The organism is Streptomyces viridosporus T7A (genome assembly GCF_008704515.1).
GTDB classification, from domain to species: Bacteria; Actinomycetota; Actinomycetes; order Streptomycetales; family Streptomycetaceae; genus Streptomyces; species Streptomyces viridosporus.
In genome coordinates this window covers 2027635-2053989 of the sequence record NZ_CP023700.1, presented here as the reverse complement: position 1 = coordinate 2053989, position 26355 = coordinate 2027635, and the positions used below count along the sequence as shown (strand labels likewise).

Sequence of the window (26355 nt, the reverse complement as noted above, 5' to 3'; positions counted from 1 at the left end):
GGCGTGCGCGGCGGTGAAAGCGAAGGGGGTCCCGGGACACGTTCCCCGGAACTTTCCGCCGGGGTGAAACACGGTCGTGGCATGACACGCAGGAATGACGTTCGAATACCTGCAAAAGGAGTACGGAATCGCCCGTCCGAGTGACGGCCGCCCGGGCAAACGCCTGTCGTGATCCTGTGACAGAAGCGTGACCGCGGGGGGACCCGGCCGGTGTTCCCGGGGCGGGCTTCCCCGCCCGCCGGGCAAGGCATAGCGTGGCGGTATGGCACCCATTCCGACGCCCTCCGCGGAGCCCCACGACAGTCCGGACGCCTATGTCGGCCTCGCCGCCGACCGGGCCGAGCGCCTCGCGCGCGAGCGCGGCTGGTCGACGGTGCGGGCGCTGCCGCCGGGGGCGATCATCACCATGGAGTACCGCGTGGGCCGGCTGAACTTCGAGGTGAGGGGCGGCCGGGTGGCGCGTGCCTGGAAGGGCTGAGACACGGCTTCGGCCCCGGTTCCGCGGGGGACCGGGGCCGGGGTGTGCGTACCGGGGAGCCGCCCCTCAGGGGCGGGTCGCCGAGGTGGCGCCGCGCGGGTGCCGCTCCGCGTGCTGCGGGCGGCGGCTGCCCCCCGGGGTCACCGGGGTGCGCTCCGCGCGGGTCGTGTGCGGGCCGGGCGCCAGGTAGACGTGCGGGCGGGAGGGCGCGCGGCCGGTGGGGACCGGTTCGGGGGCGGCGGTCTCCTCGTGGCCGGTGGGCGGTTCCAGCACGACCGGCGCCCCGGCCGGCTGCACCGGCGCCGGTGCCGTACGGCCGCGGTGTGTCCGGCGGCGGTGGCGCAGGGCGAGGATCCGGGCCTCGGCGCGGGCGATCAGCGGCTCGAACCAGGGCAGCGCGAGCAGGATCAGCAGGCCCGCGGCCCAGCCCAGCAGGACATCGCTCAGCCAGTGCGTACCGATGTAGACGGTGGACAGCCCCACGCCGAGCGAGGTCACCGCGGACAGGGCGGACAGCCAGCGGCGCGCTCTCCCCGTGGAGGCCAGATAGGCCAGGATTCCCCAGGTCACCACGGCGTTCGCGGTGTGGCCGCTGGGAAATATATCGCCGCCGAGCCACATCTCGTTCGAGCCGATCTCGGTCGCGTAGTGCGGTCCGAGCCGTCCCATGCCGTACTTGGCGGCGCCGACGGTGACGTTCAGCAACAACAGGGAGACGCCGAGGGCGAGCAGCGGGCGCAGCGTGTGCTGCCGCCAGGAACGCCAGCCCAGCCAGGCTGCGACCATCACGGCGGTCGGGCCGCGCTGGCCGAGCACCACGTAGTAGTCGACGAAGGCGTGGAGCTCGGGCCACTGCTGGTAGGGGCGGAAGAACATCACCTGCCAGTCCAGCCGGACCAGCCAGGAGGTGATCACCACGGCCCACACGATCGCCAGGTAGAAGGCCAGGGTGGCGCCGAAGAGCACCACCCGGTGCCGGCTCATCCGCGGCACGCCGATGTGAGCCGGCCGTTCCGGCTCACGATCCAGCCTCGAGAACACCCGGTCCAGACGGGTGGGCTTCCGTTTGGTACGCACCCAATCGACGTTACAGCGAGTGAGTGGGGATCCCCGCCGAATCAGCGGCTCCGTGATGACGATGTGATGTGGCATTCCTCTCAGGCGAACGTTTATTTCCCGTGAATCCGCAATCTCCCGGGCGCTGCGCCCTTCAATTCCTTTGATCATTCGGGGCGGGGTTTTATCGTGCTTTCGAATTCGTTCACCGAGGTCTGGCGCGGAATTTCCCCGGTGCTCATCGGCCGTCCGGGCGTATCAGGGCGGGCCGGAGCCGTTCAGCCAGAAGGCGCCGTACACCGCCGAGGCCACCGCGGCCGCCCCGACGACCAGCGCCGACCTGCGGGTACGCAGCCGGGCCAGGGCGAGGGCGAGGGGCAGCAGCAGGGGGAAGGCGGGCAGCAGCAGACGCGGTTTGGAGCCGAAGTAGCTCGACGCGCACAGGGCGAGCGCGGTGACGACCCCGGCGTACACCAGCAGCGGCAGCGGCTGGCGCCGCCGTACGCAGATCACGTACAGCCACACCACCAGACCGACCCCGAGCGTCAGTCCGAGCCCCGCCAGGACGGACGGAAAAGCCGTGAACTTCTCGGCGACGAAGCGGGCGAAGGCGTACCCCCCGTCGAACCCGTTCCGCCATCCGGCCTGGACGTCGAGATACCCCAGCGGCCCGGTTCCGGTCCGGTGCCCCACCCACAGAACGTAACCGGCGGCGCCGAGGGGGGCGAGGAGCATGCCGAGCGCCCGGCGCAGGCGGACGCCCGGGGCGCCTGCGCCGCCGGCCGGGGCGCTCGCGAAGGCGCGGGCGCCGTCCGGTGCCGTGGCGCGCCGGGTCTCCGGGCCGCCGAGGGCGCCCGGCCCGGTGCGCGCGCCGTGCGGCGCGGGCGCGCTGCGATCCCGCACGAACGAGACGGCCCCCGCCGCCCAGACCGCCGCGACCACCGCCAGCCCCACCGGCCGGGTCAGCCCGGCCAGGCACGCCAGGACCCCCGCCGTCACCCAGCGGCCGGTCAGCACGGCGTACAGCGACCACGCGGCGAGCGCGGTGAACAGGGACTCGCTGTACGCCATCGACTGCACGATCCCGACCGGCAGCACCGCCCACAGCAGCACCGCGCACACCCCGGCCCGGGGCCCGTACACGTGGTCGGCCACCGCGAAGATCCCCCAGGCCGCGGCGAGCGAGGCGAGCAGGGAGACGACGAAACCCCCGTCGGCGTACGACAGCGGGGACACCGCCGCCACGAGCCGTTCCAGCCAGGGGAGCAGGGGGAAGAACGCCAGGTTGGAGTGCACGTCGCCGTTCGGGAGCCGTACCTCGTAGCCGTACCCGAGCTCGGCCACCCGCGTGTACCAGAGCGCGTCCCAGCGGGCGGTCAGCAAGGTGTACGCGTCCTTGCCGCGCGCCTGGCTCCACAAGGCCAGGACGACCAGGCCCAGGGCACGCACGGCCGCGTACCCGAGGAGGGCCGGGGCGGCCCGGCGCAGTGCTCCGATGCGGGCCGTGCCGGCGCGCGTGTCGAGAACGATCACGGGCCCGATTATCGACCGGGTGCCGCACCGGGCCGCCCGCGCCCCGGAGGGGAGTGGTGTACGCCACACCGATCCGCCGTACGGGTGAGAGGCCCGCCATTCGCGCCGGACCCGCACTCGCGTACGCTGACGTGTCACTCGCCGTCCGTCGTGCGGGCCGGAGACCGCCGCTCCTCTCCGGCCGGGCCGCGGGGAAGTCCCCACCCCGTGGATCCGCCGACGGTGAGGGAACATCTGGGAGGTACGCACATGTCCGGGACGACCACGGCCTCCGCCGCACCGCGCGGTCGGGCGGCCGGGGCCGGGGCCAACCGCTGGCTGGTGCTCGTCGTCCTCTGCGTCAGTCTGCTGCTGGTCGCCGTCGACGCCACCGTGCTGCACGTGGCGGTCCCCGCCGTCACCGAGGACCTCAGGCCCGGCGCGGTGGAGCTGCTCTGGATCGTCGACGCCTATCCGCTGGTCTGCGCCTCGCTGCTGATCCTGTTCGGCACCCTGGGCGACCGGGTCGGCCGCAGGCGCGTGCTCCTGTTCGGCTACGCCCTGTTCGGCATCGCCTCCGGCATGGCGGCCCTCGCGGACAACCCCCCGGTGCTGATCGCGGCACGGGCGCTGCTCGGCGTCGGCGGCGCGATGATCATGCCCGCGACGCTGTCCATCCTGCGCCAGGTCTTCCCGGACCGGCGCGAACGGGCGCTGGCCATCGGCGTCTGGAGCGCGGTCGCCGCGGTCGGCGCGGCGGTCGGACCGCTGATCGGCGGGTTCCTGCTGGAGCACTTCTGGTGGGGCTCGGTCTTCCTGATCAACATTCCGCTGATGCTGGTCAGCCTGCCGGTGGGGCGGATCCTGCTGCCGGAGTCGAAGGGCGACGGCGACGGCCCCTGGGACGTGGTCGGCGCGCTGCTGGCCGCCGCCGGACTGTTCGCGGCGGTCCTCGGCGTGAAGCGGCTCGGCGGCGGCGAACCCGTCACCGGCGTGTGGACCGTCCTGCCGCTGCTCGCGGGCGCGGTGCTGCTGTTCGTCTTCGTCCGCCGCCAGCGGCGCCGGACGCACCCCCTGGTCGACCTGCGGATGTTCGCGCGGCCGGCGTTCAGCACGTCGGTGGGGTGCATCGTGCTGGCGATGCTCGCCCTGGTCGGGCTCGAGCTCATCGCCGCGCAGTACCTCCAGCTCGTGCTGGGGCTCTCCCCGCTCGAGACCGGACTGCGCCTGCTGCCGCTGACCGTCGCGGCGATGGCGGCGGGCCTGGCGGGCGCGCGCATGCTGCGCCGGTTCGGCCCGCGCCGCATGGTCTGCTCCGGCTTCTGCCTGACGGCCGCCGCGGTGGTGTCCCTGACCGCGATGGGCGGCGAGGACAACGCCCCGCTGCTGTTCACCGGCTTCGTCCTGCTCGGCTTCGGCCTGGAGACCACCCTGTTCGGGGCCTACGAGTCGATGCTCAGCGAGGCGCCGCCGCAGCAGGCCGGCGGGGCGGCGGCGATCGGCGAGACCTCGTACCAACTGGGCGCCGGCGTCGGGATCGCGCTGCTGGGCAGCGTGATGAACGCGGCCTACGGGCCCGGCACCGCCGGCGTGCCCGGGGTGCCCGCGTCGGCGTCCTCGGCGGCGTCGCACTCGCTGGGCGAGGCGTACGAGGTGGCCGACCGGCTCGGCGGACCCGCCGGGGCCGCCCTGCGCCAGGCGGCGCGCCACGCCTTCGTGCACGGGCTGCACGTGACCCTGCTGGTGAGCGCGGGCCTGCTGCTGGTCGGCGCCGCGATGGCGCTCCGGCTGCCGAGGGCGATGCAGTGCGAGACGGCCGCCGTGGAGGTGCCCGCGCCCCGGGAGGCCGCGGAGGCGCGTGTCTCCGGGCTGAAGGTGTGAGTCGTGCCCACCGGAGCGGGGTGGACGCGCGGAGGACCGCGTCGTAACGTCGGCCCGAGCCGTGATCAGCAGCGCCAGGCGGCGCGTCTTGGAGGGTGCCCCATGTCCGCGTCCGCGAAGTTGCCCCCCTTCGACCCCGCCGACCCCCTCGGCGTCGACGACCTCCTGGAGCCGGAGGACCTGGCCGTCCGGGACACCGTGCGCGCCTGGGCCGCCGACCGCGTGCTGCCGTACGTCGCCGACTGGTACGAGAAGGGCGAGCTGCCGGGCATCCGGGAACTCGCCCGGGAACTCGGCGGGATCGGCGCGCTCGGCATGTCCCTCGACGGCTACGGCTGCGCGGGCGCGAGCGCCGTCCAGTACGGGCTCGCCTGTCTGGAGCTGGAGGCGGCCGACTCCGGAATCCGGTCCCTGGTCTCCGTGCAGGGGTCCCTCGCGATGTACGCCGTCCACCGGTTCGGCAGCGAGGAGCAGAAGCAGCGGTGGCTGCCGCGGATGGCCGCCGGTGAGGTCATCGGCTGCTTCGGCCTCACCGAGCCCGACCACGGCTCCGACCCCGCCTCGATGCGCACGTACGCCAAGCGCGACGGCGGGGACTGGGTGCTCAACGGGCGCAAGATGTGGATCACCAACGGGTCCGTGGCCGGGGTCGCCGTGGTGTGGGCGCGGACCGACGAAGGGATCCGCGGGTTCGTGGTGCCGACCGACAGCGCGGGGTTCTCGGCGCCCGAGATCAGGCACAAGTGGTCGCTGCGCGCCTCCGTCACCAGCGAGCTGGTGCTCGACGACGTGCGGCTGCCCGCCGACGCCGTCCTGCCCGAGGCGACCGGGCTCAAGGGCCCGCTCAGCTGTCTCTCGCACGCCCGGTACGGGATCGTCTGGGGCGCCATGGGCGCCGCGCGGAGCTGCTTCGAGGCGGCGGTCGACTACGCGAAGTCGCGGGAGCAGTTCGGGCGGCCCATCGGCGGGTTCCAGCTGACGCAGGCCAAACTCGCCGACATGGCGGTCGAACTGCACAAGGGGATCCTGCTCGCCCATCATCTGGGGCGGCGCATGGACGCCGGCCGCCTGCGTCCCGAGCAGGTCAGCTTCGGCAAGCTCAACAACGTCCGCGAGGCCATCGACATCTGCCGCACGGCCCGCACGGTCCTCGGAGCCAACGGGATCTCGCTCGCGTACCCGGTGATGCGGCACGCGACCAATCTGGAGTCGGTGCTCACCTACGAGGGCACCGTCGAGATGCACCAGCTCGTGCTGGGGAAGGCGCTCACCGGAATCGACGCGTTCCGGTAGTCCCGGCCGACCGGGGCCTCACGGGGAGGCCGGTGAGCGGCCCCGCCTCAGCTCTGGTTGAAGAAACCGTCCGACCGGTGCGCGGCCGACTCCCCGTTGACGACCACGGTGTCGGCCGGGCTCAGCAGGAACACCCGGCTGGACACCCGCTCGATGGAACCGCGCAGACCGAAGATCAGGCCCGCCGCGAAGTCGACGACGCGCTTGGCGTCGGCGGCGTCCATGGCGGTGAGGTTCATGATGACCGGAATCCCGTCGCGGAAGAGTTCGCCGATGGCGCGGGCGTCCCGGAAGCTGTCCGGGGTGACCGTGGCGATGCGGCGGCCCCTCTCCTCGGCGACGTCCGACGCCACCTTGACCCGCGGATCGGTGACCCAGGCGTCCCCGGGCTCGGTCCCGTCGGAGTAGTCGTCGTCGTAGTAGCGCTCGTCTTCGTTGTCGTCGACGAGGCCGAGCCAGGCACTCGCCTTGCGTACCGATCCCATGGACGCCTCCTCTCACAGCAGTCTTTCTTGCTTTCCGCATCCCTATGGTCGTCCATGATGCGGATGGCGCGCCAAGTGGACAGACGCCGAGCGGGGGGTTTGTGACGGTACTGGTGCACAGCTGATCCGTCGAGAGTCCGTGTTTCCCAAGGGTCTTGGTGTAAACGGATGCTGACTGTGAGTGAAATATGATTCTTCGCTGCGTATGGGTGATGGACGGTGCGTACGGGTGAACGCGGCGGCCGATACGATGCGCCCGCTCAACGTCGCACAACCGTACGGGGGAATGTCGTGTTCGGAATGGTCAGGCCCTGCAGGCATCGGCTCGGCGAGAAGCTCACGGCCCAGTGGACGGCACATCTGTGCGGGCTGTGCCTCGCGCTGCGCGGGGACCACGGGCAGTTCGCGCGTGTCGTCACCAACTACGACGGGCTCCTCATATCCGTCCTGACGGAGGCTCAGGACGACCGCGCGGAAACGGGACGACGCACCGCGGGACCGTGTCCGCTGCGCGGGATGCGCACCGCGTCCGTCGCGCACGGGGAGGGCGCGCGGCTCGCGGCGGCCGTCTCCCTCGTGCTCGCCTCCGCCAAGCTGCGCGACCACGTCGCCGACGGGGACGGGCTGCTGGCGCGCAGGCCGGTGGCGCTCGCCGCGCGCCGGGTCGCCGCGGGCTGGGACCGGGCCGGGGCGCGGACCGGTGCCGACGTCGGGTTCGACACCGCCGTCCTCGTCGACGCCGTGGACCGGCAGACCGGCATCGAGACCCTCGCCGGGCCCGGCACCCCCCTCCTCACCGTCACCGAACCGACCGAGACCGCGACCGCGGCGGCCTTCGCGCACACCGCGGTGCTCGCCGGCCGGCCGCACAACGCCGTGCCGCTGGCCGAGGCGGGGCGCCTGTTCGGACGCCTCGCGCATCTCCTGGACGCCGTGGAGGACCGGGAGGCCGACGCCGCGTCGGGCGCCTGGAACCCGCTCACCGCCACCGGCACCCCGCTCACGGAGGCCCGCCGGCTCGCCGACGACGCGGTGCACGGCATCCGGCTCGCACTGCGCGAGGTGGAGTTCGCCGACGGGGGCCTCGCACACCGGCTGCTCGTCCATGAACTGCCCAACTCCGTCCGTCGCGCCTTCGGTACCGTCTCCTGTGCCCACGCTCCCGGTCCCTACGCACCCCCCGGCACACCCGGCACACCCGGCGCCCCCGGCGCCCCGCCGCCTCCCGGGCCGCCGCACCGCGACCGGCGCGGGCTGCTCGCGGGCTGCGCCGTGTGGCTGGGGCTGGCCTGCACGTGCCAGATGTGCTGCGGCACCTACGAGGACCCCTGGTCGCGGGAGCACAAGCAGGGGCTCTGCAGCCACTGCGGAGACTGCTGCGAGTGCTGCGACTGCTGTGGCAACTGCTGCAACTGCTGCAACTGCTGCAGCGAGGACGGCGGTTGCGACTGCGGCTGCGACTGCTGAGCGGCGGCCGCGCCCCGGCGGGATATGCGGAGGGTCGAATTCCGGACACGCCCGGGGTGCCCGGATTCGACTTCGGCGCAGCTCCCGGCGGTGATCCGACCCCACGTCACGGGCCAAACCTCCACAGGTGGTTCAAAGCTTGACGGCCGAAAGACACCCTTGCGCCGAACGGTCGGTCGGCCGAATACTCGCCCACAGCGCTTGTCAGGGGCACGGCGTGTTCGGAATCCGGGCACGTGCTCCCCTGACTGCGCCTCACGGGCCCACAACCCCACGAGGGCCCCCTACTTCCTTTGTGGAGGAACGAGAAGTGAGGATCAAGCGCACCACCCCCCGTAGCGGCATCTCGAGACGGACCCGGCTGACCGCCGTCTCCGCCGGCCTCGTGGCCGCCGCCGCGTTCGCGATCCCCAGCGCGAACGCGGCCGACACCCCCACCACCTTCAGCTCCGCCGAGCTCAAGAGCGTCAGCGGCTCGGTGCTGAAGGCCGACATCCCGGGCACCGCCTGGGCCGTCGACAGCAAGACCAACCGGGTGCTCGTCACCGTCGACAGCACGGTGTCCCAGGCCGAGATCAACAAGATCAAGCAGCAGGCCGGGGAGAACGCCGGGGCGATCACCATCAAGCGCACCCCGGGCACGTTCAGCAAGCTCATCCAGGGCGGCGACGCCATCTACGCGAGCAGCTGGCGCTGCTCCCTGGGCTTCAACGTCCGTGCCAGCAACGGCACCGAGTACTTCCTGACCGCCGGCCACTGCACCGACGGCGCGGGCACCTGGTACTCCAACTCCGGCCGCACCACGGTGCTCGGCTCGACCGCCGGCTCCAGCTTCCCGGGCAACGACTACGGCATCGTCCGGTACACCAACTCCTCGGTGAGCCGGCCCGGCACCGCCAACGGCGTGGACATCACCCGCGCGGCCACCCCGAGCGTGGGCACCACCGTCATCCGTGACGGCTCCACCACGGGCACGCACAGCGGCCGGGTCACCGCCCTCAACGCCACCGTCAACTACGGCGGCGGCGACATCGTCTCCGGTCTCATCCAGACCACGGTCTGCGCCGAGCCCGGTGACTCCGGCGGCCCGCTCTACGGCAGCAACGGCACCGCGTACGGTCTGACCTCCGGCGGCAGCGGCAACTGCTCCTCCGGCGGCACGACCTTCTTCCAGCCGGTGACGGAGGCCCTGAGCGCCTACGGCGTCAGCGTCTACTAGGACCGGTCACCGGGGCCGGCCCGCACCACCGGCCCCCTGTGTCCCGCCTGCAACCGGCAGCAGGACGAGCCCCCGCACACAACCGCTGTGCGGGGGCTCGCCCGTGCCCGGGCCGGGGGCTACCGTCGAAGGACACACCAGGACGCGCCGGGCGGCACCGGACGCGTGATCACCTGATGCGCCACTTCGGACCCTGGGGGCCGTGATGGTCGAGGAGTTGGTGACGGCGGGAGTGGCGGCGGCGTCCGCCGGAGCGGTCTACGCGATGGCGGCGGCGCGGGTCGTCAAGCAGTACGAGCGGGGCGTGGTGCTCCGGCTCGGCCGGCTCCGCCCCCGGGTGCGCGGGCCCGGATTCACCATGATCGTGCCGTTCGTGGACCGGCTGCACAAGGTGAACCTGCAGATCGTCACGATGCCGGTGCCGGCCCAGGAGGGCATCACCCGGGACAACGTGACCGTGCGGGTCGACGCGGTGGTCTACTTCAAGGTGGTGGACGCCACCGCGGCGGTCGTCAACGTCGAGGACTACCGGTTCGCGGTCTCCCAGATGGCGCAGACCTCGCTGCGGTCGATCATCGGCAAGAGCGACCTGGACGACCTGCTCTCCAACCGGGAGAAGCTCAACCAGGGCCTGGAGCTGATGATCGACAGCCCCGCGGTCGGCTGGGGCGTGCAGATCGACCGGGTGGAGATCAAGGACGTCTCCCTGCCCGACACGATGAAGCGGTCCATGGCCCGGCAGGCCGAGGCCGACCGCGAGCGCCGGGCCCGCATCATCAACGCCGACGCCGAGCTGCAGGCGTCGCGGAAGCTGGCCGAGGCGGCCCAGCAGATGGCGGACACCCCCTCCGCGCTGCAACTGCGCCTGCTGCAGACCATCGTGGCGGTCGCCGCGGAGAAGAACTCCACCCTCGTGCTGCCCTTCCCGGTGGAGCTGCTGCGCTTCCTGGAACGGGCCCAGCAGCCGGCGCCGCGGCCGGTCCCGGAGCCGGCGCCGGGACCGGTGCAGGAGCGACTTTCCTCCGCCGCACCCCATGTGGAGCCGGACCCCGGAGGGTCGCATTCGAGCCAGGACGGGGACACGCGGACCGGACCGCCGGTTACCGGCCCGTAGCGTTTGCAGTGCGAACCGCCCTCCGTGTCCACGACCTGTCAGGACATGGAGGGCGCACGGCCGTTGCCGTGCACGCGTCCTGAAGTCGGCCTTGTGTGCTCCCTGTGGGGTTCGCAAGAGCAGGCGCCGTTCAGCCGGCCCGGACACGGCCTTTCCCGTACGCCGTCCCCGTGGCCGTACGCCTTCCGGTTCGGTGAGGTCCCCGCCATCTCCCGGACCGTCCTCCCACAGGAGGACGTGAGGCGAAGCACCGACGCGTACCCGGGCGACGGGCGGCCCTGGCGGGTGCGGGTGTCGCCGCACCGGTCGCCGCCGGAGTCACCTTCCGGACTGCGAACGCCGGTGAGACCCCGGACGCCTCCGGACCCCGGGCCCTCTCGGTCGCGGCGGCCGGAAAGCTCGCCTCGACGCTCGCCGAGGACCTCGGCGCCGACGCGGCGGGAACGTACTGCGACGCGAAGGGCAGGAGCCTCGTGGTGAACGTGCTCGCCGAGGCCGCCGCCGGGACCGTCGAGTCGGCCGGCGCCGGTGCGAGGGTCGTGGCGAACCCCCTCGCCGAGCTGAAGAGCGCACGCACCGCCCTCGAGCAGGACGCCGCCGTCCCGGGCACCTCCTGGGTGACCGACCCGACCACCGACAAGGTCGTCGCCACCGCGGACCGCACCGTCTCCGAGGCCGAGTGGGCCACTCGGGCAGCAGCGCGGTCGGCCTCGCCTCCGGCGGCAGCGGCGACTGCACCTCGGGCGGCACGGCCTTCTTCCAGTCGGTGACCCGGGCCCTCGCGGCGACCGGCACCCGGATCGGCTGAACCGCACGCACCCCGTGGAGTCCCGCCCCGCGCGAGGGGCGGGACTTCCGCGCGTCCGGGTCAGGGCGCCCGCGCGGGCGGCTCGGCCCCGTGCCGTCCGCGGTACGCCACCGCCGACAGCATCGTGACCACGATCCCCGCGAGGGCCCACGCCGACAGCACCAGCAGGGGGCCGAGCACGGCGTTGCCCTCGAAGTACGCGATCGAGCGGGCCGTCCAGGTGCCCGCGCCCGGCGGCAGCGCCGGGCCGATCGCCGCCCAGAACGGCGGCAGCATCGGCAGCGGGAAGGCACCGCCCGCGCTCGGGTTGCCGGCGATCACCACGAGCAGGATCGCCAGCCCGATGCCGACGATGCCGAAGAGGCCCTGGAGGGCGAGGGTGGCGACGCCGACGGCGAAGGTGACCAGCGCGCCCAGCCCCCACAGGGCCGCCACACTGCCGGGCAGCGCGCCCAGGACCGGCCCGACGATCACCGCGCCGCCGAGTCCGCCGACGAGCGACACCAGGGCCATGGCGCCGATCCGGATCGCCGCGCGGCGCGGGTCGGCGGGCCGGGCGCCGGCGCTGATCGCCAGGATCGAGGCGCACAGGTAGCCGCCGACGCACCAGCCCACCACCACGTAGAAGGACGACAGCCCGTCGAAGTCCTGCCGCGAGGCCGGAGCCACGTCGACGGTCCGTACCGTGCGCCCCTCGGCTTCCTCCAGCCTGTTGATGAGGCTCTCCACGGTGGTGGCGAGGACGGTGCCGCCGCCGGAGGCGACCAGCAGGGTGTCCCCGCCGCCGGCCGGGTTCACGATCAACGCGCCGTCGATCTCCCGGTCCGTGATCTGCCTCCGCGCGGTCGCCTCGTCGGTCACCGCGCGGGGGTCCAGCGGGGAGCCGGGCAGCCGCTCCAGGCGGGTCACCGCCCGCTCGGCGACGGCCGGCGGCGCGACGACTCCGAAGGGCGCGTCCCGCAGCTTCGGATGGTGCAGCGCCCCCACGTAGGAGGCGATGAAGAGCAACTGGAGGACGATCACACCGAGCACGAGCAGGGTGGCCCGCGGAGTGACGGCCTCCTTCACCTCGCCGAGGAACGAGCTGCGGGACGGGCCGGCGCCGGCGGTCTGCGTCATGCCCCCACCGTCCGGCGGACCGGCTGCCCGCGCAGGCGGGACGGGGCCGAACGGATGCCGCACGTACGTTCGGAACGGGTCTCGGTGGGGCTGGGGGCCGGGGCGCCCGGGGTGTGCCGGGGGCGGAAGGGCGCGGGGTGCGGGAGGGAGTGCCGCACGGCACGCCCGAGGGTGTCGATTCGTCCCGCTTGGTGACGCCTTATCAGGTCCGGACGGGTCGCCGCCGGTCGACGGTGGAATTTTTTACCGACCCGTAACTTCCCAGCTTCCCTACTCGTCCGTAACTTGACGAGTGAACAGCATCCTCGTGATCCGGATCACAGGGAGTAAGGCCCCCCCCACCTCCCCATGAACCGCAAGGAGATCACCCGATGCTGCCCTGGAAGCGAGTGATCAGACCGCTGGCCGCGCTCCTGCTGGCCGCCGCGGCCCTCACCGGCCCCACCGCCACCGGCGCCCACGCCTCCGCCGCACCCGCGGGAGGAGGCTGGAACGACTACTCCTGCGAGCCCCCCGCCGCCCATCCCCGCCCCGTCGTCCTGGTGCACGGCACCTTCGGCAACTCGATCGACAACTGGCTGGGGCTCGCGCCCTACCTCCAGCGCCGCGGCTACTGCGTCTTCTCCCTCGACTACGGACAGCTGCCCGGCGTCCCCCTCTTCCACGGCCTCGGCCCCATCGAGAAGTCCGCGGAGCAGCTCGACGCCTTCGTCGACAAGGTGCTGGCCGCGACCGGCACCGCCGAGGTCGACCTCGTCGGCCACTCGCAGGGCGGCCTGATGCCCCGCCACTACCTCAAGTTCCTCGGCGGGGCGGACGAGGTGAACGCCCTCGTCGGGATCGCGCCCAGCAACCACGGCACCACCCTCGGCGGCCTCACCCGCCTGCTGCCGTACTTCCCGGGCGCCGAGCACCTGCTGAACGAGGCCACTCCCGCCCTCGCGCAGCAGGTCGTCGGCTCCGGTTTCCTCACCCGGCTCAACGAGGGCGGCGACACCGTGCCCGGCGTCCGCTACACCGTCATCGCCACGAAGTACGACCAGGTGGTCACCCCGTACCGCAGTCAGTACCTGAACGGGCCGAACGTGCGCAACGTCCTGCTCCAGGACCTGTGCCCGCTCGACCTGTCCGAGCACCTGGCCGTCGGGCTGCTCGACCGGATCGCCTTCCACGAGGTGGCCAACGCCCTCGATCCGGCCCGCGCCACGCCCACCACCTGCGCCTCCGTGGTCAGCTGACACGTGTAGGCGGAGGCGAACGCGTCGGGGCCCTGTCCGGCCTGAGCCGCCGGACAGGGCCCCGAGTCGGTTCAGCGGCCGTGCCGCCCGCCCGCCGCGCGCCGCCGGTTGGCGGCGAACAGCGCCGCCGAGCCCAGCGCCAGCGCCGCGGCCCCGCCGACCATCAGGTACGGGGTGCTGTCGTCGCCGCCGGTCTCCGCGAGGTTCTCCGAGCCGCCGGCCGCCTTGGGCCGGTTGGGCTGGTCGGCGGCGTCGGAGGCCTCCGGGGCGGGCTCGTCCTGCGCCGCGGCGGGTGCCGCCGAGGTGTCGGGGTCGTCGTCGCCGTGCCCGTGGTTCTCGATGGTCGACTTCTTCGCCGCCTCCTCGAGCTGCTCCTCGGACGGAGCGGTGGCGGTCGGCGCCGGGGCGGCCGCCTGCTGGGGCGTGTCGCCGCCACCGGCCTCGCCCGAGCCGCCGGCCTCGTCCGCCCGGCCGGCCCCGCCCCCGCTGCCGCCGCCGAACGTGACGTCCGAGCAGGAGTAGAACGCCTCCGGGCTGTCCGAGCGCTGCCAGACCGCGTACAGCAGCTGCGCGCCGGAGCGCTCGGGGAGGGTGCCGGTGAAGGTGTAGAAACCGTCCACGGCGGCCGGGTCGGTGGCCTTCGCCACCGGGTTCGCCAGGTCCAGGTCGCTCCAGGCCAGCGGCTTGGACGGGTCGTAGCCGGGCTTGGTGATGTACACCTCGAAGGTGCCCTTGTGCGGGGCGGTCACCCGGTACTTGAAGGTGTACGACCCGCTGCCCACGCTCGTCGCCGGCCAGTCCGCGCGGGCCAGGTCGAGGCCCTTGAACTGCTCGTTGTTCGCGCTGCACAGCTTGCCGTCGGGGATGAGCTCCTGGTGGCGTCCGCCCGCGTCGCCGATGCGGACGCCGTTCCAGTCGTAGAGGGCCTGGGTGCCGCCGGCCGCGACCGCCGCCTTGCACGCCGCCGACTTCGGGCTCTCCGGGCCCTCGGCGTGGCACTGCGAGACCCGGCTGACCGGGTCGCCCATCGAACCGTGCGCGGACGCCGGTGCGGCGGACAGCCCGGTGAGGGCGAGCGGAACGAGGCCGACGACGGCGACAGCGGCCTTGCGGCGTGCGGGCATGGGACAGCAACTCCTCGGCAACGATCACTGGACTCGGGGGGTGAATCCCGTGGGGGGTGACTCAGAAGCTAGCCCCGGGAAACCGCGAAATCGCCTGTCGCAGGCCGTGGAGGGGGATCCTTATGGTCGCGTTAAGGGAGTGCTCAGGCTGGGATCAGGTACGTGCCGGACGCGGCGGGGCGGACGGGCCGCGAGACCTCCCGCGTCCGGGGCGGCCGGCTCAGCCGTCGGGCCACCAGGTGCGGGCGATGTCCCCGCGGACCTCCGGACGTCCCGCGGGGCGCTCGTCGGCCTCTTCGCGGGTCCGACGGGCGTCCGTCCTCTTCGGGGGCTTCTGCACGGTGACACGGCGCATGGCTGCCTCCTTCGGGGCCACCGGGTTCCGTGTTCTCACGGAGGTGGACCTTTCGGGGGAGAGTTCCTCATCGGTCCCGGTCTGTCTGTGGCCGCTGTCACGAATCGATTGTCAGTGGTGGGTGTCACCCTCGGGCCATGAGCAACGACACGAGCCGGACGGGCACGGACGGCGTCGACCGGGACGCGCGGGCCGCAGCCTTCGACGACGAGCCGGACCACGGACTGCGCGACCCGTCCGTGCGCGCCGCCCGGGACGGACGGCTGCGCACCTGGCCGCCCCGGCGGGCGGGCGACGTCCTCGCCCCGCTCGCCGGGCGGGTGCGCGTGGAGCGGCTGTCGCGGGAGGCGGCGCTGTGGGGCCGGGAGGTGGACGGCGAACGGTAAGCGGTGGTCGCGGTGCCGGACTGACCCGGCCGCCTCACCGGAGCAGTGTGCCGAGGCCGCCCCCGCGCGCCAGCGCCTCCAGTTCGTCGAGCGCGGCCACGGCGGCGGCCGCCGCCCGCGGGTCCGTTTCCGTCAGGCCGCTCGCCGCGAACTCGTCCTCGTCCAGCCGCCGTACGTCCGTGCCGTCCGCACCGACCCACAGGTCCAGGTCGAGGTCCTCGACGACCAGCCGGGTGCCGGAGAGCTCGGCCGGGCGGGTGATGTCGCAGTAGTGGCCCTTGAGGGTGCCGTCGCCGGCGCGGACCTCCTTCACGGAGTACCACCGGTCGCGCCAGTAGTACTCGGTGAAGACGTCGCCGGGTTCGAAGCGCACGAAGCCGAAGTCGCGCACGCCGTCACCCGCCCACGGGGCGCGCACGGTGACACGGGTGCCGTCGTCGGCGAGCAGGTCGGCCGGGTAACGGATCTTCTCCCGGCCCGCCTTGACGAGGACGACGTCCAAGGCGGCCGGGCGGTCAGCCGAGTTCGCGGACATACCGCACCTCCGTGGCGCACACGGCGTAGCCGAACCACTGGTTGATCGCGAGCATCGGTCCGTTGCCGGTGTCGTTGCCCGTGAACGCCTCCGTGTACCCGGCCTCGCGGGCGCGGTGCAGGGAGGCGTTCTTGACGAGCTTGGCCAGGCCCCGGCCGCGGTGGGCGCGGGCGGTGCCGGTCATGGCGGTGCCGTACCGGGTGGAACCGTCGGTGTGGACCGCGGTGAAGGCGGCGGGGCGGCCGTCGGCCACCGCGACCGTGGTCAGGTCGAGGTCGAGCAGGGGGTGCTTCCAGGTCTGCTCGAGCCACGCCTCGTAGTCGGTGAACTCGGTGCCGATGTCGCCCGGTTCGTCCGAGGCCGTCTCCGCGTCCAGCGCGAACAGCGGGCGCGGGTCGTCGGCGAAGTCGGCGCCGGTGCGCAGTTCGACACCGGGCGGCGGGCCCTGGAGCGGGGGGAGGGCGCCGTGCGCCAGGTCCAGGCGGAGGAATCGGGCCGAGCGGCCGGCGCGGTAGCCGTGCCGTTCGGCGAAGGCGCGGTTGCCCGGCTCGTCCAGCACCCAGGCGAACAGCCGGGTCGCCCCGTGCGCGGCCAGGTGCTCCTCGGCGGCGCGCACGAGCAGCGCCCCGGCGCCCCGGCGCGTGTGTCCGGGATGCACGTACACGTTGACGCTGCCCTGGCCGGGCTCGGGGCTCTCGTGGGCCAGGTGCACCTGCGCCGTGCCGATCACCTCGCCGCCGGCCACGGCGACGAGGGGACGGTAGTGGGCGTCGGGGTGCATGCGGGTGAGGTCGTGGGCGAGGGAGTCCGGGGTGAGGAGCATGAACGGCAGCGCGGCGTGCCGGACGCGGGCGAAGCCCTCGAGATCGGCGCGGGCGTCGGGGCGGAGGTCGCGGACGAGCACGGTCATGGAGGCGCACGCTACGGGGTACGCGCCCGGGGTGCCTCCGATTTTCCGGCGCGTGCGGGACAATCGGGCCGTGACCTTGAAGATCCATATCGACGACGGCGCGCCGCCGTACGAGCAGGTGCGGGCGCAGATCTCCGAGCAGGCCCGGTCGGGAGCGCTGCCGGTGGGGTACCGGCTGCCGACGGTGCGGGGGCTGGCCGGGACGCTCGGCCTCGCCGCGAACACGGTGGCCAAGGCCTACCGGGCGCTGGAGGCCGACGGGGTGATCGAGACCCGGGGCCGCAACGGCACGGTGATCGCCGCCGCGGGCTCGGCGGCCCAGCGGGAGGCGGCGTCGGCGGCCCAGGGGTACGCGGAGCGGGTGCGGCGGCTCGGGCTGAGCGAGGACGAGGCGCTGGCCGCCGTGCGGGACGCCCTGCGGGCGGTCTACGGGGAGTAGCCGGGGCGGCGACCCGCCGGTCCGCGCCCCGCGCCGACGACCGCGGGGCCCGCGGCCACCGGCACGAGTACGGCTACAGGTACAGCCCCGCGTCCGCGTCCCCGCGCGGTTCCGGCAGGGCGGTCGGGGAGGTGCCCCGGCGCAGGGCGTACAGCTCGGCCAGGGTCGCGCCCTCGCGGCCGATGCCGTCCTCGCGGCCCAGCCAGTGCGCCGCCTCCGCGCGGGTCAGCGGCCCGACCTCGATGCGGGCCAGGCAGCGGCCGGGGCGGACGACGGCCGGGTGCAGGCGCTCCAGGTCCTCGTTGGTGGTGACGCCGACCAGGACGTTGCGGCCCTGGCCGAGCAGACCGTCCGTGAGGTTCAGCAGCCGGGACAGCGCCTGCCCGGCCGTGTGCTTGGCCTCGCCGCGGATCAGCTCGTCGCAGTCCTCGAGGAGCAGCAGCCGCCAGCGCCCTTTCCCCGCCGCGTCCTCCTCGCCGATCGCGATGTCCATCAGATAGCCGACGTCGCTGAACAGCCGCTCCGGGTCCAGGACGCAGTCCACCTGGCACCAGTCCCGCCAGGACCGGGCCAGTGTGCGCAGCGCGGAGGTCTTGCCGGTGCCCGGCGGGCCGTGCAGCAGGAGCAGCCGGCCCGAGATGTCCTCGGGGGTGGTCTTCATCAGGCGGTCCATCGCGTCCGCCACCGGCGCGGTGTAGTTGGGCCGGACCTCGTCCCAGGTGCCCGCCGAGATCTGCCGGGTGGTGCGGTGCGGGCCGCGCCGCGGGGAGACGTACCAGAACCCCATGGTGACGTTCTCCGGCTGCGGCTCGGGCTCGTCCGCCGCGCCGTCCGTGGCCTCGCCCAGGATCTTCGCCGCGAGGTCGGCGCTGGTCGCGGTGACGGTGACGTCGGCGCCCCGGTTCCAGCGGGAGACCAGCAGCGTCCAGCCGTCGCCCTCGGCCAGGGTGGCGCTGCGGTCGTCGTCCCGGGCGACGCGCAGCACCCGGGCGTGCGCGGGCAGCAGGGTCGCCGCGGAGCGCACGCGGTCGATGGTGACGGCGTGCGAGTACGGCTGCTCGCCCGTCGCGAAACGGCCGAGGAACAGCGCGTCGACGACGTCGGACGGGGAGTCGCTGTCGTCGACGTTGAGCCGGATCGGCAGTGCGTCGTGCGGGTGTGCAGGCATGCCGCCATGATCGGGCACCCGGGGGCCGCGTGCACCCGGTTTGCGGGGTGCACGCGGATGTGTCGCCCGTGCGGTCCGTCGCCGCGGAGTCAGTCCGGTGGCCGGCGGACCAGCCGCCGGGCCTGCCGGGCCCGGCGGACCACCGCGTACCCCTTGGTCAGGGCGCGGTCCCGCGCGAAGGCGCGCGCGACGGCCCGCCCCCTCACCAGCCGCTCGAACGCGGCGGCGTCCGTCGACCGCCGCACGGTGACCCGCCGCAGGGCGTACGGTCCCTGGGCGCGGCGGGCGAGGCCGTTGCCGACGGCGAGCGCCTGGGCGTACCCCGTCTCCCGCACCGCCTCGCGCACCCGGCGGCTGGAGTAGCCGTAGGGGTACGCGAACGAGGACGGGACGAAGCCCAGTTGGTCCGAGACGATCTCCTTGCACAGGAGCAGCTCGGAGCGCAGCCGGCGGTCGTCGAGCTGGTCGAGCTGCGGGTGGCTGTGGCTGTGCCCGCCGATCTCCACGCCCGCACCGGCCAGTTCGCGCACCTGGTCCCAGTCCAGCATGGTGTCCGGGCCGCCGCCGGTGTCGTACGGCCCCCGCAGCCACCCCGTGGAGACGAACAGGGTGGCCGGGAAGCCGTGCTCGGCGAGCACGGGCAGCGCGTGCCGGTGCACGCCCTCGTAACCGTCGTCGAACGTGACGAGGACCGGGCGGGCGGGCAGCGAGCGTCCCGAGCGCCAGCGGGCCGCCAGGTCGGCGGTGGTGACGGGGGTGAGGCCCCGGTCCGCGAGCACCGCCATCTGCTCGGCGAACGCCTCCGGGGTGACGGAGAGGGCACGGGTCGCGTCGTTGGGGTCGGCGGCGACCGAGTGGTACATGAGGATCGGCACGCGTGCGTCGGCGTCAGTCACCTCCACCTCCCCGGCCCCCACCGTGCGGAACGCCGTCCCCGACGTCCACCACGGAGAACGTCACCCCGCCCCGCCGGGCCCGCACGCTCCCCACCACGTAGCCGCCGGCCGCCGTGAGCACCCCGGCGACGATCGCCCCCGCGCGTCCCGCGCCGCCCGGCCGGGCCAGCAGGGCGTCGCGCAGGCCCCGCGCCACCCCGGCCGGCAGGACGCGCGTGGTGTACCGGCGTTCGGACTCCAGCCCCTTCCGCGCGCCGACGCTGCGGGCGACCAGCGCCTTGGACAGGCCCTCGGCGTACGTCCGGGTCCGGAAGTAGCGGAAGCGCTCGCGGGCCCCGGGCACCCGGTGGTGGATCACCGCGCGGTCGTCGATCAGCAGGATCGCGTCCGGGCGGGCGCGGCTGAGGCGGATGCACAGCTCCGTCTCCTCCCCGCCCAGCGGGCGTTTGTTCCCGTCGCGCCCGATGCCGGTGGCGAAGCCGCCCGCCGCGTCGAAGGCGCTGCGCCGGAAGGAGGCGTTGCCGCCGAGGACGTTGCGCACCCGCACCCGTCCGCGCGGCAGCCCCCGGTAGGTGCAGCCCACCACCCAGTCGAACTCCTCGGGGAACCAGGCGGGGCGCCGGCCCGACGCCCAGACCGGTTCGGTGCGCCCGCCGACCGCCATCACGCGCGGATCGGCGTACGCCTCGGCGAAGTACTTCAGCCAGTCGCGTCCGGCCACGGCGTCGTCGTCGAGGAAGGCCACGATCTCGCCGCGCGCGGCGGCGATTCCGGTGTTGCGGCCGGCGGACAGGCCGCGGGGGCCCGCGTTGGCGAGCACCCGCACGTCGCCGGTCTCCTTGTACTCCCGGTCCAGCCGGTCCAGGAGGGCCCGGTTGTGGTCCACGACCAGCAGGGTCTCCAGGGCCGGCCGTGACTGCGCCCGCACCGAGGCGACCGCCGCGAGGACGTCCTCCCAGCGGTCCTCGGTGTAGGCGCAGATCACGACCGAGACACCGGGGGTGCCGGGCTCGCTCAAGACACCTTCCCCCGGCCCGTGTCGAGCAGCGGCGAGTGGTGCGCACGGCGGCGCAGCGCACGCCGGTTGGACCGCTCCCCGAGGATCACTCTCAGCACGCGCAGCCCGTCGCGCACGGCCCGCAGGTTGCTGGTGCCGTGGATGCGCAGGTACTCGTGGCTGGGGATCTCCTGCACCTTGAGACCGGCCTTGACGACCCGGATGTTCATCAGGGTCTCGACCTCGAAGCCGGTGCAGTCGAGGTCGATCTTGTCCAGGCAGTGCCGCCAGAAGGCGTTGTACCCGTAGCAGAGGTCGGTGTAGCGGGCGCCGAACTTGCGGTTGACGACGGCGCACAGCACCCGGTTGCCGAGCTTGCGGATGAGGGTCATGTCGTCGGTGCCGCCACCGTTGGCGAAGCGGGACCCCTTGGCGAAGTCCGCGCCGGAGACCAGGGCGGAGACGTAGCTGACGATCTCGTTGCCGTCCGCCGAGCCGTCCGCGTCGACCATCACGATGATGTCGCCGGTGCAGGCCTCGAACCCGGTGCGCAGGGCGTCGCCCTTGCCCTTGCCGCGCTGTTCGACGACCTTGACGTCCGCCCACAGTCCGCGGGCCACCTCGACGGTGTCGTCGGTGGAGTTGCCGTCGACCAGGACCACTTCGTGGATCCAGTCGGGAAGCGTCTTGAAGACGTACGGCAGGTTCTCCGCCTCGTTCATGGCCGGTATCACCACGCTCACCGGTGGCGCGATGGCCAGGTGCGAGGAGACGGGCCGGTACGTGACGGCGGTCGGCGGATCCTGGTCCGCGGTCGCCGGCTGCAGAACGGAACTCATGAGTCTGGTCCCTCTCGTCCGGTGGACCGCCCGCCCCCGGGCGGCCCGGCTGTTCGTCCGGTTCGAAAGGGGGGTTCTCACCCCACGGCACGACGGACGGAGCCGAAGCGCACGCCGGGTGAGCTGGCAAATCTGGTCGGCCGCGGAAAACGGCAGCCGACCGCGCGGCACGGCCCGGCCACCGTTGCGGCCACCGGGCACGGCACCCCCCTACCGCGCCCCGCGCCGGTTCGCCGTGCTCCTGAGCCCTCCCCTGGAGCCGCGTACTGACGGACCGATGCGGGTGAGATGTATGACGGTATTGACGATTGAACCCCTATGGCAAGACTGGGAACGACGTCTCACGTTTTTGTCGGTTCGGCCGTCAGGTGCGGCTCTTGCCCGGATATGCGTGTCTGCATGGCCGACTTTGCCCCCCGACGCGTCCAATGCCGGGCTTCAATGTGGCGCACCCCGTAGGGGGCGTCAAGGGCCGAAAGTCCCCACGGCCGGATTTCGTCCAGCGTTGAACGGTCATCCCGTGCGATGGTTCGTGTGAAGAAGTCGGGTGGTTCCTGGGGGGAGTCGAGAATTCTTGGCATGGACACTTCCAGTCAACACGCGTAGTTGCTACGACGGTTGAGGCAGAGATCCTGCTAAAGGGAGGTTCCATGAGACGTTCCCGACTTGCCCTCTTCCTGAGCTCGTTCCTCCTCGCCGCCACCGCCGCCCTCACCGGCGCCGCGACGGCCCAGGCGTCCCAACAGGCCGCGGCCGGCGGCTATGTGGCGCTCGGCGACTCCTACTCCTCCGGTGTCGGAGCCGGCAGCTACATCTCCTCCAGCGGCGACTGCAAGCGCAGCACGAAGGCCTACCCGTACCTCTGGGCGGCCGCCAACTCACCCTCCTCCTTCGACTTCACCGCCTGCTCGGGCGCTCGTACGGGTGATGTTCTCTCCGGGCAGCTCGGCCCGCTCAGCTCCGCCACCGGTCTCGTCTCCCTCAGCGTCGGCGGCAACGACGCCGGATTCGCCGACGTCATGACGACCTGTGTGCTCCAGTCCGACAGCACCTGCCTCTCCCGGATCGCCACCGCCCGGTCCTACGTCGACTCGACGCTGCCCGGCCGGCTCGACAGCGTCTACACCGCCGTCCGCACCCGGGCCCCCAACGCCCACGTGGTGGTGCTCGGTTACCCCCGCTTCTACAAACTCGGCACCTCCTGCATCGGCCTCTCCGAGACCAAGCGGAAGGCGATCAACGACGCCGCGGACCACCTCGACAACGCCATCGCCCAGCGCGCCCGCGCCCACGGCTTCACCTTCGGCGACGTCCGCACCACCTTCACCGGCCACGAGATCTGCTCCGGCAGCTCCTGGCTGCACAGCGTGGACTGGTTCAACATCGGCAACTCGTACCACCCGACGGCCGCCGGACAGTCCGGCGGCTATCTGCCGGTGCTGAACGGCGCGGCCTGACCCGTCAGGGCCCGGTCACCGAACCGGAAGGAGAAGGGGAGACCCCGTCCGACGGGGTCTCCGACTCGCACGCCACCGAGAACGGCACCGGCTCGGAGGACGTCCGCACCGGCCCCCGGACCTCCACACCGATCTCGCTCTCGAACGTCCCGGTCCGCGTGTGCGTCGTCACGACCACCGTGTCCCGCTTCGTGCGCCCGCCCCCTTCGTGGAACGACAGCGTCCGCCAGCCCGGGTCGGTCACCGAACCGTCCTCGGCCACCCAGCGGTAGGAGACCTCGGCCGGCAGCCGCCCCACCGTGAACGTCGCCGTGAACGCGGGCGCCCGCTCCTCGGGCGGCGGACAGCCGCCGGAGTACTCCGTGCGCGCGCCGGTCACCGTCACCGACACCGTCTGCGGCGGGGGAGCGGTCTCCTCCTCGTCGTCGCCCCCGGTGGGGGAGGGGGTCGGCCCGCCCGTCCCCGGCGTCCCGTCGTCGGCCTCGTCGTCACCGGTCCGTGCGGGCGAACTCACCTGCCCGCCGGGGCCCTCGGCGCCGGACCCGCCGTCCCCGCGGTCCAGCAGCACGTACGACAGCCCGGCCAGCGCCAGGGCCAGTACCACCACGCCCGCGATCAGGACGGCCGCGGCGCGCCGGTCGCGCTCGGGCCGGGTGGCCGCGGCGGTCGCGGCCGGCGCTCCCGCGACCGGCACCGGGGACGCGGACGAGGAGCGGGAGCGGTACGGCTCCGGGCCCGGCCGGGGGAGCGCGACCGCCGTCGGGGCGTACGGTCCCGAACGCGCCGTGTCCGCGCGGGGCGTGCCACCCGCGCCGACGACCCGCAGCTCCTGGTGCGCCCGCTCCGCCGGCAGCCGCTCGGCCGGGTCCTTGCGCAACAGCCCCTCGATGACCGGGGCGAGCGGGCCGGCCCGGCGCGGCGGCGGCAACTCCTCGTCGACGATCGCCCGCAGGGTGCTCAGCGGGGTGTCCCGGCGGAAGGGCGAGGCACCCTCGACGGCCGCGTACAGCAGCACGCCCAACGACCACAGGTCCGACGCGGGGCCGGGCGTGCGGCCCAGCGCCCGCTCCGGGGCGAGGAACTCGGGCGACCCGACGACCTCCCCGGTCATGGTCAGCGCGGAGCTGCCCTCGACCCTGGCGATCCCGAAGTCGGTGAGCACGACCCGCCCGTCGTTCGCGATCAGGACGTTGGCGGGCTTCACGTCCCGGTGCAGCACCCCCGCCCCGTGCGCGGCCCGCAGGGCGGCCAGCACCTCCACGCCGATGTGCGCGGCCCGCCGCGGCGGCAGGGGGCCCTCGGCGTCCAGCACCTCGGCCAGCGACAGGCCGCGCACCAGCTCCATGACGATCCACGGGCGCCCGTCCTCGGTCGCCACGTCGTACACCGTCACCACGTTGCGGTCGGTGATCCGGGCCGCCGCCCAGGCCTCCCGTTCCAGACGGGCGTACATCCGCTCCACGTCGGCCGCCGGCAGCCCGGCCGGGGCGCGGACCTCCTTGACGGCGACCTCGCGGTGCAGCACCTCGTCACGGGCCCGCCACACGGTGCCCATACCGCCCTCGCCCAGGGGCGACAGCAGCCGGTAGCGGCCCGCGACCACCCGTCCACCGCCCGGTTCCTCGGACACGGCGTCCCCCTTCGCAGCCGGGCGAATTCTCCCTTTCCCCATGAAAGTAACTCAGCCGAGTGCGGATGCCGCCCCCCTGAACACCAATCCGGCTCCCAGCGCCACGACGACGAACGCCGACCCCAGGGGCGCGCCCCGGCGCCACCCACGGGGCCGCCGTCCAGCGGGGGCGCCGGGTCAGGAGCCGCTTCACCCCACGGCCGCCCCGACGACCGCGTACCCGGCCCCGGTCGCGCAGGGCGCGGCGTGCCAGGCTCGCGCCGGCCAGGGTGACGAGGACGCCGCTCGCGACGCCCAGCCATTCGAACGGGGGGCGGGCCGGATCGGTCGGGTTTTCGGAACCCGTCGCCGGGGCGCCGCCTCCCCGGCCGTCCGCCCGTGGCATTTCCCGCGGCCGGACCCGCGTTTTCGGCCCGCTGATCCGTACTTCCCCTCCGGAGGCGCGCTCGCCGCGCTCACCCGGTGCGATCGGACGGTCCCGGCGGGGCCCGGAGGGGGGAGGAAGCGCGTTGGAGGCGGACGAGCTTCTGGTGCTGGTGGCCGAGGGCGACCACAAGGCATTCGAGGAGCTGTACGGGCTGGTCTCCGGGCCGGTGTACGGACTGGTGCGGCGCGTGGTGCGCGATCCCGCCCAGTCCGAGGAGGTGGCCCAGGAGGTGCTGCTCGAACTCTGGCGCTCGGCCGCGCGGTTCGACCCCGGCCGGGGCAGCGCGCTGTCCTGGGTCCTCACTCTCGCCCACCGCCGTGCCGTCGACCGGGTGCGCAGCGCCCGCGCGGCCGGCGAGCGCGAGCAGCGCGAGGCCCGGCGCTCCGACGGTCCCGCCTTCGACCACGTCGCCGAGGAGGTCGAGGCCGGACTGGAACGCGAGTGGGTGCGCCGCTGCCTGGACCGGCTCACCGCACTCCAGCGCCAGTCGGTCACCCTCGCCTACTACGAGGGCTACACCTACCGAGAGGTGGCCGAGCGGCTGTCGCTGCCGCTCGGCACGGTCAAGACCCGTATGCGCGACGGCCTGACCCGCCTGCGCGACTGCCTGGGAGGCGCGGCATGAGCCTGCTGGCCCGACTGGTGCGCCGCGGGGAGCCGCACTCGCTCGCCGCTCCCCACGCGCTCGACGCCCTGGAGCCGGCCGAACGCGTCCGCTTCGAGAAGCACCTGGAGTCCTGCGGCCGCTGCACCGCCGAGGTGCGCGCCCTCGCCGAGGACGCCGTGCGGCTCGCCCGGGCCGCGGCCGCCCCCGCGCCCGCGGCCCTGCGCGACCGCGTCCTGGCCGCCGTGCGGAACACCCCGCAGGACCCCGCGCCCCGGGAGCCGGCCCGGGCGCGTGCGGCGCAACTGCCGCCGCACGTGTGGGGCGCCGCCCCGATGCCGCGCGCCCGGGAGCGGCGCCGGGCGCCGCTGTTCGTGCCGTTCGCGACGGCCACCGCCGCCGCGGCGCTCGTCGTCGCCTCGCTGTTCGCCGTCCAGGCGGGCCGGACCCAGGACCGGCTGGACGCCGAACGCGACCGGTCACGTGAGATCGCCCACGTCCTCGCCGCTCCGGACGCCCGTGCGGGCAGCGGCCGGGACGCGCGCGGCCGCACGATCGGAGTGATCGCCTCCGCATCGGCGGGGAGCGCGGTCGTCACCCTCGGCGGGTACGACGACCCTCCGAACGGACGTGTGCGCCAACTGTGGCTGATGAGCCCGGGCGCCGGGCCGCGCTCCCTGGGGCTCTTCGAGGGCGACGCGCCCCTGGTCGCCTCCGGCCTGGAGGAGTCCGCGACGTCACTCGCGGTGACCGTCGAACCTGACGGAGGGTCACCGCTACCCACTGGCCAGCCAATCGTCCAACTCGCCCTGAAAACGGTCGGATTCGGAGAGTAATCGTCGAGTGTTCGTCAACCCCCTTATGGGGAAGGTGAATCCTGTGACCTCGATACACGTGTGCCCGGACGGGGCGATAGGG

At 73.6% G+C, this 26355-nt stretch carries 25 protein-coding genes and 2 pseudogenes; 13 read left to right on the top strand and 14 right to left on the bottom strand.

The window, feature by feature from the left end:
• Window positions 1-262: 262 nt before the first annotated feature.
• Window positions 263-478, top strand: coding sequence for an I78 family peptidase inhibitor (locus CP969_RS09670; RefSeq protein ID WP_004990058.1), 216 nt, complete (start codon window positions 263-265; stop codon window positions 476-478).
• A gap of 66 nt (window positions 479-544) precedes the next feature.
• On the opposite strand, the gene CP969_RS09665 is transcribed toward CP969_RS09670, so the two are convergent.
• Window positions 545-1555, bottom strand: coding sequence for a phosphatase PAP2 family protein (locus CP969_RS09665; protein ID WP_004990059.1), 1011 nt, complete (start codon window positions 1553-1555; stop codon window positions 545-547).
• Window positions 1556-1792: 237 nt separating this feature from the next.
• Window positions 1793-3067 carry a mannosyltransferase family protein gene (locus tag CP969_RS09660; RefSeq protein WP_016826928.1) on the bottom strand — a complete coding sequence of 425 codons (1275 nt, stop codon included), beginning with the start codon at window positions 3065-3067 and terminating at the stop codon, window positions 1793-1795.
• 249 nt (window positions 3068-3316) lie between these two features.
• Here CP969_RS09660 and CP969_RS09655 point away from each other — a divergent pair, with 249 nt between their 5' ends.
• Both CP969_RS09655 and CP969_RS09650 read left to right on the top strand, forming a co-directional pair.
• Window positions 3317-4927: an MFS transporter gene (locus CP969_RS09655; RefSeq protein ID WP_016826929.1), complete on the top strand. Its 1611-nt coding sequence runs from the start codon at window positions 3317-3319 to the stop codon at window positions 4925-4927.
• 102 nt (window positions 4928-5029) lie between these two features.
• Window positions 5030-6220, top strand: a complete 1191-nt coding sequence (locus CP969_RS09650; protein ID WP_004990065.1) for an acyl-CoA dehydrogenase family protein — start codon at window positions 5030-5032, stop codon at window positions 6218-6220.
• Window positions 6221-6267: 47 nt separating this feature from the next.
• On the opposite strand, the gene CP969_RS09645 is transcribed toward CP969_RS09650, so the two are convergent.
• Entirely contained in the window at window positions 6268-6705 is a 438-nt protein-coding gene (locus tag CP969_RS09645; protein WP_004990069.1) for a cell division protein SepF, read from the bottom strand.
• 291 nt (window positions 6706-6996) lie between these two features.
• On the opposite strand from CP969_RS09645, the gene CP969_RS09640 reads away from it, so the two are divergent.
• The 4 genes and pseudogenes from CP969_RS09640 to CP969_RS09625 all read left to right on the top strand — a co-directional run.
• On the top strand, window positions 6997-8172 hold the full coding sequence (locus CP969_RS09640; RefSeq protein ID WP_026085308.1) for a DUF5685 family protein: 1176 nt from the start codon (window positions 6997-6999) through the stop codon (window positions 8170-8172).
• A 310-nt stretch (window positions 8173-8482) separates the two neighbouring features.
• A complete protein-coding gene (locus CP969_RS09635) occupies window positions 8483-9391 on the top strand; it encodes a S1 family peptidase (protein WP_004990074.1) in 909 nt (302 codons plus the stop codon).
• A 205-nt stretch (window positions 9392-9596) separates the two neighbouring features.
• On the top strand, window positions 9597-10505 hold the full coding sequence (locus CP969_RS09630; RefSeq protein WP_039831270.1) for a slipin family protein: 909 nt from the start codon (window positions 9597-9599) through the stop codon (window positions 10503-10505).
• Window positions 10506-10783: 278 nt separating this feature from the next.
• Window positions 10784-11191, top strand: a pseudogene (locus CP969_RS09625) (alpha-lytic protease prodomain-containing protein); the annotation flags it as partial.
• 182 nt (window positions 11192-11373) lie between these two features.
• Here CP969_RS09625 and CP969_RS09620 read toward each other — a convergent pair.
• Window positions 11374-12432 carry an ABC-2 transporter permease gene (locus tag CP969_RS09620; protein ID WP_016826933.1) on the bottom strand — a complete coding sequence of 353 codons (1059 nt, stop codon included), beginning with the start codon at window positions 12430-12432 and terminating at the stop codon, window positions 11374-11376.
• Window positions 12433-12803: 371 nt separating this feature from the next.
• On the opposite strand from CP969_RS09620, the gene CP969_RS09615 reads away from it, so the two are divergent.
• Window positions 12804-13670, top strand: a complete 867-nt coding sequence (locus tag CP969_RS09615; RefSeq protein ID WP_016826934.1) for an esterase/lipase family protein — start codon at window positions 12804-12806, stop codon at window positions 13668-13670.
• Between the two features lie 71 nt (window positions 13671-13741).
• On the opposite strand, the gene CP969_RS09610 is transcribed toward CP969_RS09615, so the two are convergent.
• Together CP969_RS09610 and CP969_RS34230 are read right to left on the bottom strand one after the other, a co-directional pair.
• The gene (locus CP969_RS09610; RefSeq protein ID WP_016826935.1) at window positions 13742-14794 is read right to left on the bottom strand and encodes a lytic polysaccharide monooxygenase auxiliary activity family 9 protein; all 1053 of its coding nucleotides are present in this window, start codon (window positions 14792-14794) and stop codon (window positions 13742-13744) included.
• A 220-nt stretch (window positions 14795-15014) separates the two neighbouring features.
• On the bottom strand, window positions 15015-15149 hold the full coding sequence (locus tag CP969_RS34230; RefSeq protein ID WP_004990088.1) for a hypothetical protein: 135 nt from the start codon (window positions 15147-15149) through the stop codon (window positions 15015-15017).
• 137 nt (window positions 15150-15286) lie between these two features.
• On the opposite strand from CP969_RS34230, the gene CP969_RS09600 reads away from it, so the two are divergent.
• The gene (locus CP969_RS09600; protein ID WP_016826936.1) at window positions 15287-15535 is read left to right on the top strand and encodes a hypothetical protein; all 249 of its coding nucleotides are present in this window, start codon (window positions 15287-15289) and stop codon (window positions 15533-15535) included.
• Between the two features lie 34 nt (window positions 15536-15569).
• Here CP969_RS09600 and CP969_RS09595 read toward each other — a convergent pair whose 3' ends face one another.
• Both CP969_RS09595 and CP969_RS09590 read right to left on the bottom strand, forming a co-directional pair.
• Window positions 15570-16070: a ribonuclease FAU-1 family protein gene (locus CP969_RS09595; protein WP_004990090.1), complete on the bottom strand. Its 501-nt coding sequence runs from the start codon at window positions 16068-16070 to the stop codon at window positions 15570-15572.
• Complete coding sequence (locus tag CP969_RS09590; RefSeq protein WP_004990092.1) at window positions 16051-16980, bottom strand: GNAT family N-acetyltransferase; 930 nt, start codon at window positions 16978-16980, stop codon at window positions 16051-16053. The genes CP969_RS09595 and CP969_RS09590 overlap by 20 nt, the downstream gene beginning before the upstream one ends.
• 70 nt (window positions 16981-17050) lie before the next feature.
• On the opposite strand from CP969_RS09590, the gene CP969_RS09585 reads away from it, so the two are divergent.
• Window positions 17051-17419, top strand: a complete 369-nt coding sequence (locus CP969_RS09585) for a GntR family transcriptional regulator (protein WP_016826937.1) — start codon at window positions 17051-17053, stop codon at window positions 17417-17419.
• 73 nt (window positions 17420-17492) lie between these two features.
• Here CP969_RS09585 and CP969_RS09580 read toward each other — a convergent pair whose 3' ends face one another.
• The 4 genes from CP969_RS09580 to CP969_RS09565 all read right to left on the bottom strand — a co-directional run bounded on the left by CP969_RS09580 (window position 17493) and on the right by CP969_RS09565 (window position 21319).
• Window positions 17493-18587: a DUF5925 domain-containing protein gene (locus CP969_RS09580; protein WP_016826938.1), complete on the bottom strand. Its 1095-nt coding sequence runs from the start codon at window positions 18585-18587 to the stop codon at window positions 17493-17495.
• An 89-nt stretch (window positions 18588-18676) separates the two neighbouring features.
• Window positions 18677-19450, bottom strand: coding sequence for a polysaccharide deacetylase family protein (locus tag CP969_RS09575; RefSeq protein ID WP_051044547.1), 774 nt, complete (start codon window positions 19448-19450; stop codon window positions 18677-18679).
• A gap of 25 nt (window positions 19451-19475) precedes the next feature.
• Complete coding sequence (locus CP969_RS09570) at window positions 19476-20501, bottom strand: glycosyltransferase family 2 protein (RefSeq protein ID WP_016826940.1); 1026 nt, start codon at window positions 20499-20501, stop codon at window positions 19476-19478.
• Window positions 20498-21319 (bottom strand): glycosyltransferase family 2 protein, encoded by an 822-nt coding sequence (locus CP969_RS09565; protein WP_004990104.1) that lies wholly within the window; start codon window positions 21317-21319, stop codon window positions 20498-20500. The genes CP969_RS09570 and CP969_RS09565 overlap by 4 nt, the downstream gene beginning before the upstream one ends.
• Window positions 21320-21969: 650 nt before the next feature.
• On the opposite strand from CP969_RS09565, the gene CP969_RS09560 reads away from it, so the two are divergent.
• Window positions 21970-22776 (top strand): SGNH/GDSL hydrolase family protein, encoded by an 807-nt coding sequence (locus CP969_RS09560; RefSeq protein ID WP_016826941.1) that lies wholly within the window; start codon window positions 21970-21972, stop codon window positions 22774-22776.
• Between the two features lie 4 nt (window positions 22777-22780).
• Here CP969_RS09560 and CP969_RS09555 read toward each other — a convergent pair whose 3' ends face one another.
• Both CP969_RS09555 and CP969_RS34595 read right to left on the bottom strand, forming a co-directional pair.
• Window positions 22781-24379: a serine/threonine-protein kinase gene (locus CP969_RS09555; RefSeq protein WP_016826942.1), complete on the bottom strand. Its 1599-nt coding sequence runs from the start codon at window positions 24377-24379 to the stop codon at window positions 22781-22783.
• A 78-nt stretch (window positions 24380-24457) separates the two neighbouring features.
• Window positions 24458-24637: pseudogene (locus tag CP969_RS34595) on the bottom strand (nickel transporter); the annotation flags it as partial.
• A 278-nt stretch (window positions 24638-24915) separates the two neighbouring features.
• Here CP969_RS34595 and CP969_RS09550 point away from each other — a divergent pair.
• Window positions 24916-25458 (top strand): sigma-70 family RNA polymerase sigma factor, encoded by a 543-nt coding sequence (locus CP969_RS09550; protein ID WP_004990111.1) that lies wholly within the window; start codon window positions 24916-24918, stop codon window positions 25456-25458.
• Entirely contained in the window at window positions 25455-26273 is an 819-nt protein-coding gene (locus CP969_RS09545) for an anti-sigma factor (protein ID WP_016826943.1), read from the top strand. Before CP969_RS09550 ends, CP969_RS09545 begins: the two co-directional genes overlap by 4 nt.
• Window positions 26274-26355 lie beyond the last annotated feature (82 nt).